Annotated in this window: 11 protein-coding genes; 7 read left to right on the forward strand and 4 right to left on the reverse strand. The window is 71.8% G+C overall.

From position 1 onward, the window contains the following. Positions 1–44: 44 nt before the first annotated feature. The gene (locus ACBJ59_RS24880) at positions 45–815 is read right to left on the reverse strand and encodes a TetR/AcrR family transcriptional regulator (protein ID WP_375112640.1); all 771 of its coding nucleotides are present in this window, start codon (positions 813–815) and stop codon (positions 45–47) included. 109 nt (positions 816–924) lie between these two features. Between ACBJ59_RS24880 and ACBJ59_RS24885 the strand changes: the two genes are divergently transcribed. Beyond that, positions 925–1,572, forward strand: coding sequence for a hypothetical protein (locus ACBJ59_RS24885; protein WP_375112641.1), 648 nt, complete (start codon positions 925–927; stop codon positions 1,570–1,572). A 135-nt stretch (positions 1,573–1,707) separates the two neighbouring features. After that, the gene (locus tag ACBJ59_RS24890; protein ID WP_375112642.1) at positions 1,708–2,631 is read left to right on the forward strand and encodes a helix-turn-helix transcriptional regulator; all 924 of its coding nucleotides are present in this window, start codon (positions 1,708–1,710) and stop codon (positions 2,629–2,631) included. Positions 2,632–2,680: 49 nt separating this feature from the next. Here ACBJ59_RS24890 and ACBJ59_RS24895 read toward each other — a convergent pair whose 3' ends face one another. Both ACBJ59_RS24895 and ACBJ59_RS24900 read right to left on the reverse strand, forming a co-directional pair. Next, positions 2,681–3,265: a dihydrofolate reductase family protein gene (locus ACBJ59_RS24895; protein WP_375112643.1), complete on the reverse strand. Its 585-nt coding sequence runs from the start codon at positions 3,263–3,265 to the stop codon at positions 2,681–2,683. Between the two features lie 119 nt (positions 3,266–3,384). Beyond that, positions 3,385–4,530 carry an epoxide hydrolase family protein gene (locus ACBJ59_RS24900; RefSeq protein ID WP_375112644.1) on the reverse strand — a complete coding sequence of 382 codons (1,146 nt, stop codon included), beginning with the start codon at positions 4,528–4,530 and terminating at the stop codon, positions 3,385–3,387. A gap of 52 nt (positions 4,531–4,582) precedes the next feature. Here ACBJ59_RS24900 and ACBJ59_RS24905 point away from each other — a divergent pair, with 52 nt between their 5' ends. Both ACBJ59_RS24905 and ACBJ59_RS24910 read left to right on the forward strand, forming a co-directional pair. Next, entirely contained in the window at positions 4,583–5,548 is a 966-nt protein-coding gene (locus tag ACBJ59_RS24905; protein WP_375112645.1) for a helix-turn-helix transcriptional regulator, read from the forward strand. Between the two features lie 38 nt (positions 5,549–5,586). Further along, the gene (locus tag ACBJ59_RS24910; protein ID WP_375112646.1) at positions 5,587–6,126 is read left to right on the forward strand and encodes a TIGR00730 family Rossman fold protein; all 540 of its coding nucleotides are present in this window, start codon (positions 5,587–5,589) and stop codon (positions 6,124–6,126) included. 21 nt (positions 6,127–6,147) lie between these two features. Here the strand turns inward: ACBJ59_RS24910 and ACBJ59_RS24915 are convergent, their stop codons facing one another. Continuing rightward, positions 6,148–6,933: an integrase gene (locus tag ACBJ59_RS24915; protein ID WP_375112647.1), complete on the reverse strand. Its 786-nt coding sequence runs from the start codon at positions 6,931–6,933 to the stop codon at positions 6,148–6,150. Between the two features lie 106 nt (positions 6,934–7,039). On the opposite strand from ACBJ59_RS24915, the gene ACBJ59_RS24920 reads away from it, so the two are divergent. The 3 genes from ACBJ59_RS24920 (at position 7,040) to rpoB (ending at position 14,741) form a co-directional block, all read left to right on the forward strand. Beyond that, positions 7,040–8,788, forward strand: coding sequence for an RNA ligase family protein (locus ACBJ59_RS24920; RefSeq protein WP_375112648.1), 1,749 nt, complete (start codon positions 7,040–7,042; stop codon positions 8,786–8,788). Next, positions 8,788–11,145, forward strand: coding sequence for an RNA repair domain-containing protein (locus ACBJ59_RS24925; RefSeq protein ID WP_375112649.1), 2,358 nt, complete (start codon positions 8,788–8,790; stop codon positions 11,143–11,145). The genes ACBJ59_RS24920 and ACBJ59_RS24925 overlap by 1 nt, the downstream gene beginning before the upstream one ends. Positions 11,146–11,285: 140 nt before the next feature. After that, a complete protein-coding gene (rpoB, locus tag ACBJ59_RS24930) occupies positions 11,286–14,741 on the forward strand; it encodes a DNA-directed RNA polymerase subunit beta (RefSeq protein WP_375112650.1) in 3,456 nt (1,151 codons plus the stop codon). Positions 14,742–15,091 lie beyond the last annotated feature (350 nt).

The raw sequence follows: 15,091 nt of genomic DNA on the forward strand, positions 1-15,091 counted from the left end.
CGCCGGCTGAGCGCGGGCGTCGCGCTCGCAGGACCCGGTCGAGGTCAGCGGGCCCGGTCGAGTTCGGCGAGCCCGGCCAGGATGCGGTCCAAGCCGAACTGGAAGTCCTCCGCGGTGTAGCCGATCGAGCCGGTGTCGACCTGGTCGGCGAACAGGCGGCAGAACATGGGATAGCGGTCCGGCGTCATGACGCTCCCGAGGAACCGGAAGTAGTCGCCCGCCGCGGCGTCCCCACCGTCGGCGATGACCGGGTCCAGGCTGAGGCGGGCCTGCTCGCGGGCGTAGCCGGAGATCAGCGTGACGGCGCGGAGCCGGTCATGAGGGCTGAGGGTGGTCCCGGACAGGGCCTGGAGCATGTGCTCGCCCCACAACAGTTCGTTCGGCGTGCTCGGCGGGCCCGAGGTGGGGATCTGCAGGGCCCAGGGATGCCGCCGGTAGAGGTCGTAGATCTGCCGGGCGATGCCGGCCAGGGACTCCCGCCAGCGTCCGGCGTCGGGCCGGGGCAGGTCGGGGGGCGGCGCGGCGGCGGCGTTGCGCATCACCACCACGAGGTCGTCCTTGGCGCGGACGTGCCGGTACAACGAGGTCGTCGCGGAGTTCAGCGCCGCGGCGACGCGAGCCAGCGACACCGCGGCGAGGCCCTCGCTGTCGGCGATCTCGATCGCGGCCGCGACGATCCGTTCCAGGGTGAGACCTGGTCGCGGACCGGGCTTGGGCCCGCCGGCCGGCTGATCGCGCAGACGGGCCGCGTCGGTGGAGGCACGCCAGGCCAGCTCGATGCCCGCCGGCGTACGTGTCCTGTGCTGCTCCCCCATCGTCGCCCGCTCCCCATGCCGCCCGTGCCTTCACCGGCGAGTCTATAGTGGCGTACTGTGTTCGCCACTATGGCGAATTTCATACGCCACCAATAGGACGGGGCAAGGCATGAGAACGACAAAAGCGGTGGGGATGTGGGCGGGTGGCGGCTTCACCGCCCTGGCGCTGCTCTACCTGGTGGTGCTCTCCGTGATGATGGTGCGAGAGCTGCCGTTCCCGCCCCAGGAGCCCTTCACGACCACTTTCCACGCGATCATGATCCTTGCGGCCCTGATCCTGGTGCCGCTGTGGAGCGCCGTCCATCTCGCCACCCCGGCGGACAGGCAGGTGTTCACGCTCATCTCGCTGGCGTTCGTCGTCATGAACGCCGTGGTCGTCTGCGCCAACCGGTTCGTGGCGCTGACGATGGTCAGGCAGAGCCCCGGGCTCGGCCGGACCGCGGGCCTGGAATGGTTCCAGCCGTACGGCTGGCCGTCGGTGATGTACGCCTTCGAGATACTCGGCTGGGGCGTGTTCTTCTCCCTCGCCTGCCTCTTCCTGGCGCCCGCCTTCCACGCCCCCGGGCTCGAACGCGGCATCGCCGCGACCCTGGCCACCATGGGCATCCTCAGCCTCGGCGGCGCACTCGGGCTCTTCGTCGGCTCCACCGCGCTCCTGGGCGTGATCGCGCCGCTGGCCTGGGGCCTGGGCCCGGCCGCCGCCACCGTACTGATCATGTTCTGGCTACGGGCCCGGCCGCGCGACCTCCTCAGGTGACGGCGGCGGCTCACCGGTGACCACGCGACCGGCTTGTGGCGGTCGGGCGAGGGCATCCTCGACGAACCTGCGGGCCCCGACGGTAGGAGAACCAGTACCACCTTCGACCACCCACGATGCAGCAGGATGAGTGCCATGACGACGACACCCGGCACCACGCTGGGCGCGATGATCCGCACATGGCGCAACCGCCTGCCCCCGTCAGCCGCGGCACTCCCGGTCAGCCGGACACGCCGCGCAACCGGGCTCCGCCGCGAAGAACTCGCCGAGCTCGCCGGGATATCCGTCGACTACGTCGTCCGCCTCGAACAAGGACGAGCCACCACGCCCTCGGCACAGGTCATCGCCTCCATCGCGCGAGCCCTGCAGCTGACCACCGCCGAACGCGACCACCTCTACCGGCTGGCCCACCTCGTACCTCCGGCCGGCGGCACCATCTCCGACCACATCCCGCCCGGCGTCCACCGCGTCCTCACCCGGCTCGGCGACGTGGCGGTCGCCGTGTTCGCGGCAGACTGGCAACTGATCTGGTGGAACCGCAGCTGGGCCGCGCTGCTCGGCGACCCCTCCACCTCACCGCCCCAACTGCGCAACTTCGCCCGCGACAAATTCCCGGTGACCGCGAGCCCCGCACGCCTCGCGCTCTGGCCCGTGACGGAGCAGGACAGGGACACCGTCGACGCCGCCGTCGTCTCCGACCTGCGCCGCGCCACCGGCCGCTTCCCCCAGGACACTCGCCTGGCGAAGCTCATCCACGACCTGACCGGCGGTAACCGGCGATTCGCCGAACTGTGGGCCACGGGTACGGTCGCCGCCCATCGCGAGAACCACAAGACCATCGACCACCCCTCGGTGGGACCGGTCACCGTGGACTGCGACATCCTGAACGACGGCGACTCCGAGCGCAAGATCGTGATCATGACCGCCGCGCCCGGCAGCGAGGACGAGACCAAGCTACGACTCGCCGCGGTCGCCGGTCCCCAGGTCACCTCGGACAGCTCACTCGCGCGCCGACAGCCAGGCCGGTTCCCTCGCCGGGGGGTTGCGAGCGCCGGATGATCAAATAACTCCAGCCTGGCGCCTTTACGGTGTAGATTTCCAAGCCGGGTCAGCGGCGGATGCGGTAACGGATGTGGGTGGCCTCCGGCGTGTCGACCACCCGGAGGATCTCCAGCTCCACCCGCGACGGCAACACCTCGAACAACCGGCGGCCACCGCCGAACAGCACCGGGATCTGATGGATCTGCAGCTCGTCCAGCACCCCCGCCTCGATCGCCCGCTGCCCCGTGTAGGCGCCGATCACGTGCACGTTGCGGTCCCCCGCGGCCGCCTTCGCCCGGGCCATCGCGCTGACGATCCCGTCGGTCACGTACGTCACCAGCGGATGGTTCGCCACCTCCGGAGCGGGCGGCCGATGGCTGACCACGAAGACCGGGATGCCCTCACCGTGATGGTTCCCGCCCCAGTGATCGACCTGCTCCGCGGTACGCCGCCCCGTGACGACCGCGCCGGTCGCGTGGATCTGGCCGAGCATCTCCCCCGCAGGCCCGGACTCGGCGAACCTCCCGTCCGGCGTCAGGCCCCAGTCGTGCAGCCGGATGAAGCCGTCGCCGCCGGGGTTGCCCACCTTGTCGTCCGGGCCCGCGATGTACCCGTCGAGCGACATCGACATGTCCAGCACTGATACCGACACTCCGGCCTCCTGCCTTGAAACGCCGCGAGTCACCGATTCTGGCCCACGGGAGAGCGCCTGGCCAGGCGGAGCGACCGGACCCCGGCAGCGGGGCGGGGCGGGGCCGGGCGGGGCGGGGGTCAACGGAGGGGACGGAAGAAGGCCCGGACGTCCTCGACGAGCAGGTCCGGCGCCTCCATCGCGGCGAAGTGGCCGCCGCGGTCGAACTCCGACCAGTGCACGACGTTGTGCTCGCGCTCGGCGATCCGCCGGACCCCGGCGTCCCCGGGGAAGACGGCGACCCCGTGCGGCAGCGCCGAGTACTCGGCCACCGCCCCCCACCCCTTCTGCCCCTCCTTGTAGAGGCGGGCGGCCGAGGCGGCGGTCCCGGTGAACCAGTAGATGCTCACGTCGGTGAGCAGCTGGTCGACGTCCACCGCGTCCTCGGGCAGTTCGCGGGCCGGGTCGGTCCACTCCTTGAACTTCTCCACGATCCACGCCAGCTGTCCCACGGGCGAGTCGTGCAGCCCGAACGCGAGCGTCTGCGGCCGGGTCGCCTGGATGATCGCGTAGCCGGCCCGGTCCTGGTCCTGGTACTGGCCGAGCCGGGCGAGCTCCCCAGGGGCCAGCCCCTCCAACTCGGCCGGGTCGCCGGTCGGGAACCCGAGCGCGCCGTTGACGTGCACGCCGACGACGTTCCGGGGCGCGGCGCGGCCGAGCATCGGCGAGATGACCGAGCCGCTGTCGCCGCCCTGCGCGCCGTATCGCCGGTAGCCGAGCCGGGCCATCAGCTCCACCCACGCCCGTGCGACCCGCTCCAGGTCCCAGCCGGTCTCGGTGGTGGGGCCGGAGAAGCCGAACCCGGGGATGGACGGGGCGACGACATGGAACGCGTCGGACCGGTCGCCGCCGTGCGCGGCCGGGTCGGTGAGCGGGCCGATGACGTTCAGGAACTCCGCGACCGAGCCCGGCCAGCCGTGCGTGATGATCAGCGGCAGCGCGTCGGGTTCGGGCGAGCGGACGTGCATGAAGTGCACATTCTGCCCGTCGATACGGGTCGTGAACTGCGGGAAGGCGTTCAGCCGCGCCTCGGCGGCACGCCAGTCGAAACCGGTGCGCCAGTACTCGGCCAGCTTCCTCGCGTAGCCGACGGGCACCCCGTAGGACCAGCCCACGCCGGGCAGCTCGTCCGGCCAGCGGGTCGCCGCCAGCCGGCCGCGCAGGTCGTCCAGCCGCGCCTGCGGGATGTCGATCCGGAACGGATGGATGCGCATGTCGTCGTTCATGTCCGTCATCGTAGGAATGGGTTAGGACAGATTCAGTCCTAGGATGGACGTCATGCTGGAGACGTCGGCGCGGCTGCTGCGGCTGCTGTCGCTGCTGCAGACCCCCAGGGACTGGCCGGGCCCCGAGCTGGCCGAACGGCTCGGCGTCTCGCCCCGTACGATCCGCCGCGACATCGACCGGCTGCGCGAGCTCGGCTACGTCGTGCACGCCACCGCGGGCGCCCCCGGCTACCGGCTCGGCGCCGGCGCCGGGCTGCCCCCGCTGCTGCTCGACGACGACGAGGCGGTCGCGGTGGCCATCGGGCTCGGCACCGCCGCCGTCTCAGGCGTGGCGGGCATCGAGGAGACCTCGGTACGCGCCCTCGTCAAGCTCGAGCAGGTCCTCCCGTCCCGGCTCCGGCATCGCGTCGGCGACCTGCGGTCGGTCACGGTCCCGCTGGCGGGGCGGGCCGAGGCCGTGGACCCGGCCGTGCTCACCGTGATCGCCGCGGCCGTACGCGACCGGGAAAGCCTGCGGTTCGGCTACCGGTCCCACGACGGCACCGAGGACCGCCGCACCGCCGAGCCGTACCGGCTGGTCAACTCGGGCCGCCGCTGGTACCTGGTGGCGTGGGACACCGGCCGGGAGGACTGGCGTACGTTCCGCGTCGACCGGCTGCGCCCGCACACCCCGAACGGCCCGCGCTTCACCCCCCGCGAGCCGCCCGCCGCCGACCTGGTCCGCTACGTCTCGGAGCGGATCTCCGTCGACCCGTACCGCTACCGCGGCCGCTTCACGGTGCACGCGCCGGCCGAGGTGGTCGCCGCCCGGATGCCGCCGACGATGGCGGTGGTCGAGCCGGCCGGCGACGGCGCGTGCGTCCTCAGCACCGGGTCGAACTCCCTCGATGAGCTGGCCATGTGGGTCGCGCAGCTCGGCGTCCCGTTCGAGGTGCACGAGCCGCCCGAGCTCGTCCGGCACATCCGCGCCCTCGGCGGCCGCCTCGTCGATGCGGCCCGGTGGCACCCGCCCACCTGACGGGCCCGCACCCATGAGTGCCCCTTACGGTGGTGCCCATGAACATCTGTGTCTTCCTGTCCGCCGCCGACCTGTCCGAGACCTACACCGGGCCCGCCCGCGAGTTCGCCGAGCTGATCGGCAAGGGCGGGCACACGCTGGTCTGGGGCGGCTCCGACGTGGGCCTGATGAAGGTGATGGCCGACGGGGTGCACGAGGCGGGCGGGCGGCTGATGGGGGTCTCGGTGGACTTCCTGGCCCACAAGGTACGCCCCGGCGTGGACGACATGGTCATCGCGGCCGATCTCGCCGAGCGTAAGAGGCTGCTGCTGGAGAAGGCCGACGCGGTGGTCATCATGGTGGGCGGCACGGGCACCCTCGACGAGGCCACCGAGATCCTGGAGCTGAAGAAGCACGGCCGGACGGACAAGCCCGTCGTGCTGCTCAACACGGCGGGCTTCTACGACGGGCTCAAGCAGCAGTTCCGGCGGATGGAGGACGAAGGCTTCCTCCCGCGTCCCCTGACCGACCTGGTCTTCTTCGCCGAGGAGCCCCTGGGGGCGATGGCCTACATGGAGGAGTCGCTCGGCATGCCGTGAGACGTCTCGTCCGGTCGGCGGTCAGGTCTCGGCAAGGCCGGTGCAGTACGCGATCGTCGCGTCGTCGGACACCACCGAGTGCCGGGCCTCCGCCCGCCGGACGCGACGGATGATCTCGGCGGGCCCGCTCGACGCCAGGACGGCCATGACCCCCGGCCAGTCGGTGACCCCGAACCGGTCCACGATGCGGCCGGCGCCGTTGCTGAGCAGGGCGGCGCCGGTCAGCCCGGAGATCGGACGGCTTCCGGTGATCGCCTCGTCCGCCGCCCGCGGGTCGTCCTTGGCCAGCCAGAAGCCGCCCGGCCGGTTCCGGTTGGCGCGCAGGTCCCGCAGGAGCCGGTGGCGCTCGTCGCTCCCCGGGGCCGCGGCCCTGATCGCGGGCTCGTACGACCGACTGATGATCACCTCCCGCGGGTCGGAGACCACGAGCGGCTCACCCTCCGCCGGGTCGAGCACGAGGAACGAGTCGCCGAGCACGAGGTACTCGGCGAGGCCGCCGGACAGGCGCAGCACGGCCACGGTCGCCGACGGGCTGATGGGGTCGGCGACGTCGCAGGTGTCCCGGTGAGCGTCCGTCACCTGCTCGATGGCCTCGGCGAGCAGCGACGGGAGGCCGCGGTCGAGTGACAGGAGGCCCAGCAGGCCGCCTCCCAGGCGGTTGGCGTACCAGGCCACGCCGTGCCGGCAGATCGACGCGGTGCCGGGGATGCCGGCGCCGTCGATCAGCACCGCCGCCGCGGGCAGGGCCCCGGTGAAGTCCTCGTTCGGGTGGCGGGTCGTCGCCACGCTCGTCATCGTCACGCGCATGCCGCCGCCCTCCCGCCGATCAAGGTGCCCGACTCTAGCCGTTTTATTCGATGGAGGCGCTTTGTGGCCGCTTGTACAGTCGTCCCCAGCCGAGGGGGGAGGGGTCATGCGCGTGCACTATCCGCGTACCCCTCACCTGCCCTGGTCCCCCGGCGTGACCTCGGACGACGTACGCGCCGGCGATCTGTCCGGGCTGCGCGGGCGCGAGGTCGTGGTCACGGAGAAGCTCGACGGGGAGAACACCACCCTGTACGCCGACGGGATGCACGCCCGGTCGCCGGACTCGGCGCACCATCCGTCCCGGGCGTGGGTCAAGGGTCTGCAGGGGCGGATCGGCGGCCGGATCCCGGCGGGGTGGCGGGTGTGCGGGGAGAACATGTACGCCCGGCACTCCATCGCGTACCAGGGATTGGAGAGCTGGTTCTACGGGTTCTCGGTCTGGGCCGGCGATCGGTGCCTGGACTGGGACGGCACGGTGGCCTTCCTGCGCGGGCTCGGGATTCCCGTCCCGCCGGTGTTGTGGCGCGGCGTCTTCGACGAGCGGGCCCTGCGGGGGTTGCGGCTGGACCTGGCGCGGCAGGAGGGCTACGTGGTGCGGGCCGTCGAGGGGTTCGGGCGGGAGGAGTTCGCGGGGCGGGTGGCCAAGTGGGTGCGCCGGGAGCACGTCACGACCGGCACGCACTGGATGCACGCGACCGTGGTGCCGAACGCCCTCGGCCCGGGCGCGGCGCTGTGGTCGGTGCGCTCGGGCGCGGACCCCGAGGTGAGCGCCCTGATGGCCGCGGTGGGCCGCACCCCCACGGGGGAAGGCTCGGAAGCGGCGGACGCGGAGGCGGTGGCCGAGGTGTCGGCGCGGCTGGACGTGCTCGGCCGGCACGGGGACGCCCGGCTGGCGGGCGTGCTGGCCACGGCGCTGCGGTTCATGCCGCGGGCCCGGCTGGCGGCCCGGCTGGCGGGGCCGCTGGGCATGCGGCCGGCGCGGCAGGTCGCGGACCTGGCCGGGCTGCACCGCGCGCTGCGCCGGCCCTACCCGGACGAGGAGCGGCGGGCCGGGCTGGGGCGCATGGCACTGGCCGCCGACCTGGGCGTGCTGCACGCCGTGGCGGCGGCCGGGCTGGCCGGGCGCGCGGACGAGGCGGCCGGCCAGGAGCGTGAGCAGGTCGAATGGTCCGCCCTGCACGCCGAGGACGCCGGGCTGCTCGGGCCGGCGCCGCTGCAGCCGTTACGGGCCGGCCTGCGCGAGGCCCTGGCCGGCCTCGGCGGGGAGGCGGCCGAGCGGTGCTGGGCGGAGGCGCGCGACGCCTGGGCCAGGGGAAGGATCGCCACGGTCGAGGAGGCCGTGGCGGCGACCTGGCGGTGGCGGTCGAGGCGGTTCCCCCGGCTGGTGCAGCTGGTCGGGCCGTCGGGCAGCGGCAAGAGCACGTTCGCGGCCGGGCTGCCGGAGGTCGACGCGTACGTGTCGCTGGACGACCTGCGCGATGCCCGGGGCTCGCGGGCGGACCAGCGGGCCAACCGGGAAGTGCTCGGTGAGGGCCTGGACCGGCTCGATGCCGCCCTGGCGGCCGGCGGCACCGTGGTGTGGGACGCCACCTCGCTCAACCAGCAGCAGCGTTCCCTGGTGCACGCGGTGGCGCGCCGCCGCGACGCGCTGACGACGCACGTGGTCGTGCTGGTGGAGGAGGACGAGCTGCACCGGCGCAACGCCCGCCGCGCTCACCCGGTGCCCGCACACGTGCTGGCCGCGCAGGCGCGCCGGTTCGTCCCGCCCTATCCCGGGCAGGCCCCCCGCACCTGGTACGTCGGGGCCCGCGGAGCCGTCGAGGACGTGGACGGCGCTCTGGACGAGGAGGCGTGATGCGTACCAGCGAGGAGGTCTACCACCGGATCCGCTGGGACCCGCGGTTCGACCCGTCCCGTTTCGTCCTGGGAGTCGGCCAGCGCAACGCCGACCCCGAGCGCGTCGCGCTGCCCGCTTTCACCCCGGGCGGCGACATCCCCTGGCACCGGGTGCTGTTCGTCGAGGCGGACGGCGAGCTGGTCTGGGACCGTGCCACGGGCCTGGACCGCGTCGACACCTGCGAGGCCGGCCGGGCGCGGGAGGCGCGCCGCCTGCTGGCGCCGTTCTTCACGGCCGCGACCCCGCACGTCTGGGATCCGGCCGGCGGCTGGCGTCCCGCCGCCGCTCGCGCGCGGCCGGGGCCCGCGGCCGCGCGCGTGCTGACGTGGAACACGCTGTGGGACCGCTACGACAGCGACCGCATCGACACCGCCCGCCGCCGCCCCCTGCTCCTCGCGGCCCTGGAGGAGTCCGACGCGGACGTCCTCGCCCTGCAGGAGGTCGAGCCCGCGCTGCTGGCCATGCTGCTGGCCACCCCGTGGGTACGCGCCGGCTACACGGTCGGCACCGACCCGTACGGCCCCGACGTCGACGACAGCGGCCTGCTGCTGCTCAGCCGGCTGCCCGTACGTGAGGCGGCCCGGCACGAGCTCGGCCCGCACAAGTCGGTGGCCGCCGTCGTCGTGGAGACCGCCACCGGCCCGCTCACCGTCGCCGTCACCCACCTGACCAGCGACCATTCCGCCGACGGCGCGGGCAGGCGGCGGGCCGAGCTGGCCAGGATCGCCGAAGGGCTGGCCGGCGTGGACGGCGACCTGGTCCTGCTGGGCGACTTCAACGACGGCACCGACACCCCCGCGACCGCGCTCGGCCTGCGCGACGCCTGGACGGAGGCGTACGGAGCCGACGAGACCCCCACCTTCGACCCGGCCGCCAACCCGCTCGCGGCGCTGTCCTCCCGCTCCGGCCGGGCCGCCCGCCTGGACCGCATCCTGCTCCGCGGCCGCCCCCGGGTGGTCTCGGCGGCCCTGCGCGGCGACACGCCCACCCCCGAAGGGCTGTACGTCTCCGACCACTACGCGGTGGAGGCGGTCCTGGACGTCACCGGTGACGACGACCGCGAGCCGGCGACCGCCACCCAGCCCGCCACCCAGCCCGCAGCCCGGCCCGCAGCCCAGCCCGTCCGCGCGCCGGACCGGACGCCGGACCGGACGGCATCGACCGCCGACGTGACGCGGCGGCTGGCGCGGGCGCTGGAGCCGGGGATCGTGTACGTCGCCGGCTCCCGGCGCATGGGCTGCGAGCTCCCGGACGCTGACCTGGACCTGGTGGCGGCGCTGCCGGGCGGGACGGATCCGGCCGAGGTCGAGGCCCGGGTGCGAAAGGCGCTGCCCGGCGTGGCCCGGCTGCGCCAGGTGATCGGCGCCCGGGTGCCGGGCCTGCGCTTCCGCACGGCCGGACTGGACGTGGACCTGACCGTGGTGCCCGCCGGATCCGTGCCGCCCGGGCAGGCGGTGGCCCGGCGCGCCGAGCTGGGCCAGGCGGCGGCGATCGCCATGAGCGCGGTCAGCGACGCGGACGCCGTCCGCGCCGCCGTAGGCCGGCACCACGCCCGTTTCGCCCGCCTCGCCAGGCAGGTGAAGACGTGGGCGCGGGCCCGTGGCCTGGATTCCGCCCCGTTCGGCGGGCTACCCGGCCTGGCCTGGACGGTCATGGCCGCGCACACCGTACGCGAGGGCGGCGACCTGCCCGCCGGCGACCTGCCGGGCCTGTTCTTCGGTACGTGGGCCGCCTGGGACTGGCGCGACCCGATCGCCCTCGGCCCCGCCGCTCCGGAACCGGCCCCCATCGCGGTGCTGACGCCCAGCTCCCCGGTGCGCAACTGCGCCCGCCAGGTCACCCCGGGCGTGCTGGACCTGCTCACCCAGGAGCTCTACCGGGCCTGGGAGCTCACGGAGCACGGCCGGTCCGCCGAGCTGCCCGACCCGCCGCCCCTCCACCGCCGTCACGCGGCCTGGGCGGTGCTCACCGTGCGCTCCGACCGCCCAGAGGAGCTCGACGCGGCGCTCGGCCGGGTCAGGGGACGCATGCTGGAGTTGCTCGCCGCCCTGGAAGAGGTGCCGGACGTCCACGCCTGGCCGCACCCGTTCGACGGCGGCCCCGGCCGGGCCCGCTACGCGATCGGTTTGGGCCGCACTCCCCCGCCGGCGGCGCGGCTCGGGGAGATCGCCGGCCGCTGGGTCCGCGGCATGCCCGGCGTCACGGTGGAACGGGCCGAGTGCGGCGCCGTGCCGGTCTTGGGAGTGGACATGGCCACCGCGAGAGTTGACGAAGGCACCCCCCTATGGCATTCTGAAGGCGGCACCAAGGATTGACGCTTATAGTACGTGTAGACATCCGTTTCTTATTTGCGTTATGCTGCCCTCCTCGTGCTGCCAGTGCGCGCCCCGGATTTCCCGGGGCGTTCGGCATGCGCGCAGTTCGACTCCATCCGTGCTTTCCGGAAGGACACCTGTTGGCAGCCTCGCGCAACGCCTCCGCCGTACCCGCTGGTCCCCGTCGCGTCTCCTTCGCGCGCATCCAGGAGCCTCTCGAAGTTCCTGACCTTCTCGCCCTGCAGACCGAGTCCTTCGACTGGCTGCTCGGCAACGAGAAGTGGAAGGCCCGAGTAGAGGCGGCTCGCCAGGCCGGGCGCAAGGACGTCCCGACCCAGTCGGGTCTCGAAGAGATCTTCGAAGAGATCAGTCCTATCGAGGACTTCTCGGGAACCATGTCCCTGTCGTTCCGCGATCACCGGTTCGAGCCGCCGAAGTACTCCGTGGACGAGTGCAAGGACAAGGACATGACCTTCTCCGCCCCGATGTTCGTGACGGCGGAGTTCATCAACAACACCACCGGTGAGATCAAGAGCCAGACGGTGTTCATGGGCGACTTCCCGCTCATGACGCCGAAGGGGACCTTCATCGTCAACGGCACCGAGCGGGTCGTGGTCACGCAGCTGGTCCGATCCCCCGGCGTCTACTTCGAACGCAACATCGACAAGACCTCCGACAAGGACCTCTACGGCTGCAAGGTCATCCCGTCCAGGGGTGCCTGGCTCGAGTTCGAGATCGACAAGCGCGACAGCGTCGGTGTGCGCATCGACCGCAAGCGCAAGCAGCCCGTCACCGTGCTGCTCAAGGCACTGGGATGGACCAGCGAACGCATCCTCGAGCACTTCGGCCAGTACGAGTCGATGCGGGCCACCCTGGAGAAGGACCACACGGCCGGCCAGGACGACGCCCTGCTCGACATCTACCGCAAGCTGCGGCCCGGTGAGCCGCCGACCAAGGAGTCGGCGCAGACCCTGCTGGAGAACCTCTACTTCAACCCCAAGCGGTACGACCTCGCCAAGGTGGGCCGCTACAAGATCAACAAGAAGCTGGGCGTCGACGCCGAGATCACCCATGGCACGCTCACCGAGGACGACATCGTCTCGATGATCGAGTACATCGTCCGGTTGCACGCCGGCGAGACGTCGATGGGCGAGACCGTCGTGGAGATCGACGACATCGACCACTTCGGCAACCGCCGCCTGCGCAACATCGGCGAGCTCATCCAGAACCAGGTCCGCCTGGGCCTGGCCCGGATGGAGCGCGTCGTCCGCGAGCGGATGACCACGCAGGACGTCGAGGCGATCACGCCGCAGACCCTGATCAACATCCGCCCGGTCGTGGCGTCGATCAAGGAGTTCTTCGGCACCTCGCAGCTGTCGCAGTTCATGGACCAGACCAACCCGCTGGCCGGCCTGACGCACAAGCGGCGGCTGAACGCGCTGGGCCCCGGTGGTCTGTCCCGCGAGCGGGCCGGCATGGAGGTGCGCGACGTGCACCCGTCCCACTACGGCCGGATGTGCCCGATCGAGACCCCGGAAGGCCCGAACATCGGCCTGATCGGCTACCTCGCGTGCTTCGCCCGCCTCAATCCCTTCGGCTTCGTGGAGACGCCCTACCGCAAGGTCGTCGACGGCAAGGTCACCGAGCACATCGACTACCTCACCGCCGACGAGGAGGATCGGTACATCATCGCCCAGGCGAACTCCGCGCTGACGGAGGACGGCGGGTTCGCGGAGAGCCGGGTGCTCGTGCGGCGCAAGGGCGGCGAGTTCGAGCACGTCCGCTCGGACGAGGTGGACTACATGGACGTGTCGCCGCGCCAGATGGTGTCGGTGGCCACCGCGATGATCCCCTTCCTCGAGCACGACGACGCCAACCGGGCGTTGATGGGCGCGAACATGCAGCGCCAGTCGGTACCGCTGCTCAGGAGCGAGGCGCCGCTGGTCGGCACCGGCATGGAATACCGTGCCGCGACCGACACCGGCGACGTGATCAGCGCCGAGAAGGCCGGTGTGGTGGAGGAGGTCTCCGCCGACTACATCACCGTGATGAACGACGACGGCACCCGGACGACCTACCGCGTGGCCAAGTTCAAGCGGTCCAACCAGGGCACCTCGTTCAACCAGAAGCCGATCGTGGCCGAGGGCGACCGGGTGGAGGTCAACCAGGTCATCGCCGACGGTCCGTGCACCGACAACGGCGAGATGGCGCTGGGCAAGAACCTGCTCGTGGCGTTCATGCCGTGGGAGGGTCACAACTACGAAGACGCGATCATCCTGTCCCAGCGGCTGGTCCAGGACGACGTCCTGTCCTCGATCCACATCGAGGAGCACGAGGTCGACGCCCGTGACACCAAGCTGGGCCCCGAGGAGATCACCCGGGACATCCCGAACGTCTCCGAGGAGGTCCTGGCCGACCTCGACGAGCGCGGCATCATCCGGATCGGCGCCGAGGTCGTGCCCGGCGACATCCTGGTCGGCAAGGTCACCCCGAAGGGCGAGACCGAGCTGACCCCGGAGGAGCGGCTGCTGCGCGCGATCTTCGGCGAGAAGGCCCGTGAGGTCCGCGACACCTCGCTGAAGGTGCCGCACGGCGAGCAGGGCAAGGTCATCGGCGTGCGCGTGTTCAGCCGCGACGAAGGGGACGAGCTGCCGCCCGGTGTCAACGAGCTGGTCCGCGTCTACGTGGCCCAGAAGCGTAAGATCACCGACGGCGACAAGCTGGCCGGCCGCCACGGCAACAAGGGCGTCATCTCCAAGATCCTGCCGGTCGAGGACATGCCGTTCCTGGAGGACGGCACCCCGGTCGACATCATCCTCAACCCCCTCGGCGTGCCCGGCCGGATGAACGTCGGCCAGGTCCTGGAGATGCACATGGGGTGGATCGCCGCCAGGGGCTGGGACATCTCCGGGATCGAGGAGGCGTGGGCCGAGCGGCTGCGTGACAAGGGCTTCGAGAAGGTCGCCCCGCGCACCAACATGGCGACCCCGGTCTTCGACGGCGCGCGGGAGGAGGAGATCGTCGGGTTGCTCGGCAGCACCGTTCCCAACCGTGACGGGGAACGGCTGGTGGAGAGCAGCGGGAAGGCCCGGCTGTTCGACGGCCGCAGTGGTGAGCCGTTCCCGTATCCGATCGCGGTCGGCTACGTCTACATCCTCAAGCTGCTCCACCTGGTCGACGACAAGATTCACGCTCGGTCGACCGGCCCCTACTCCATGATCACCCAGCAGCCGCTCGGCGGCAAGGCCCAGTTCGGTGGCCAGCGCTTCGGTGAGATGGAGGTCTGGGCGCTGGAGGCGTACGGCGCCGCCTTCGCCCTGCAGGAGCTGCTGACCATCAAGTCCGACGACGTCATCGGCCGGGTGAAGGTCTACGAGGCCATCGTCAAGGGCGAGAACATCCCCGAGCCGGGCATCCCCGAGTCCTTCAAGGTCCTCATCAAGGAGATGCAGTCGCTGTGCCTCAACGTCGAGGTGCTTTCCAGCGACGGCATGTCCATCGAGATGCGCGACACCGACGACGACGTCTTCCGCGCGGCGGAGGAGCTCGGCATCGATCTGTCCCGGCGTGAGCCGAGCAGCGTGGAAGAAATCTGACGGTCCCCATTCACGACGGGCGCGTGCCGGCCCGCGACGGAGGAAATGGTTGTCGTCCTCCGTCGCGGGCCGGCACGTTGCCATTTTTCACAGCAAATTCGGAGACTGGCCGGTCAGGGCTTTCCCAGCTTCCCGTATTGAAACCGTTATACGCATACGGTGCGCTGACGATGTCTACACGTTTCGTGATCCACGTCCTGCTCATGCGCGGATAACAGCTGCGCCGCGCGCTCGTCCGGCGCGCGGGAAGCCCGGCCGGCGGGCTGCCGCGGCGAAGATCGACGGGGTTGACAAACGTTTGTGACCGGTTGATGATCCCGGCAAATACCTACGTGGGGCTCCGGCTTGTA

The organism is Nonomuraea sp. MTCD27, from assembly GCF_041950495.1.
GTDB lineage: Bacteria > Actinomycetota > Actinomycetes > Streptosporangiales > Streptosporangiaceae > Nonomuraea.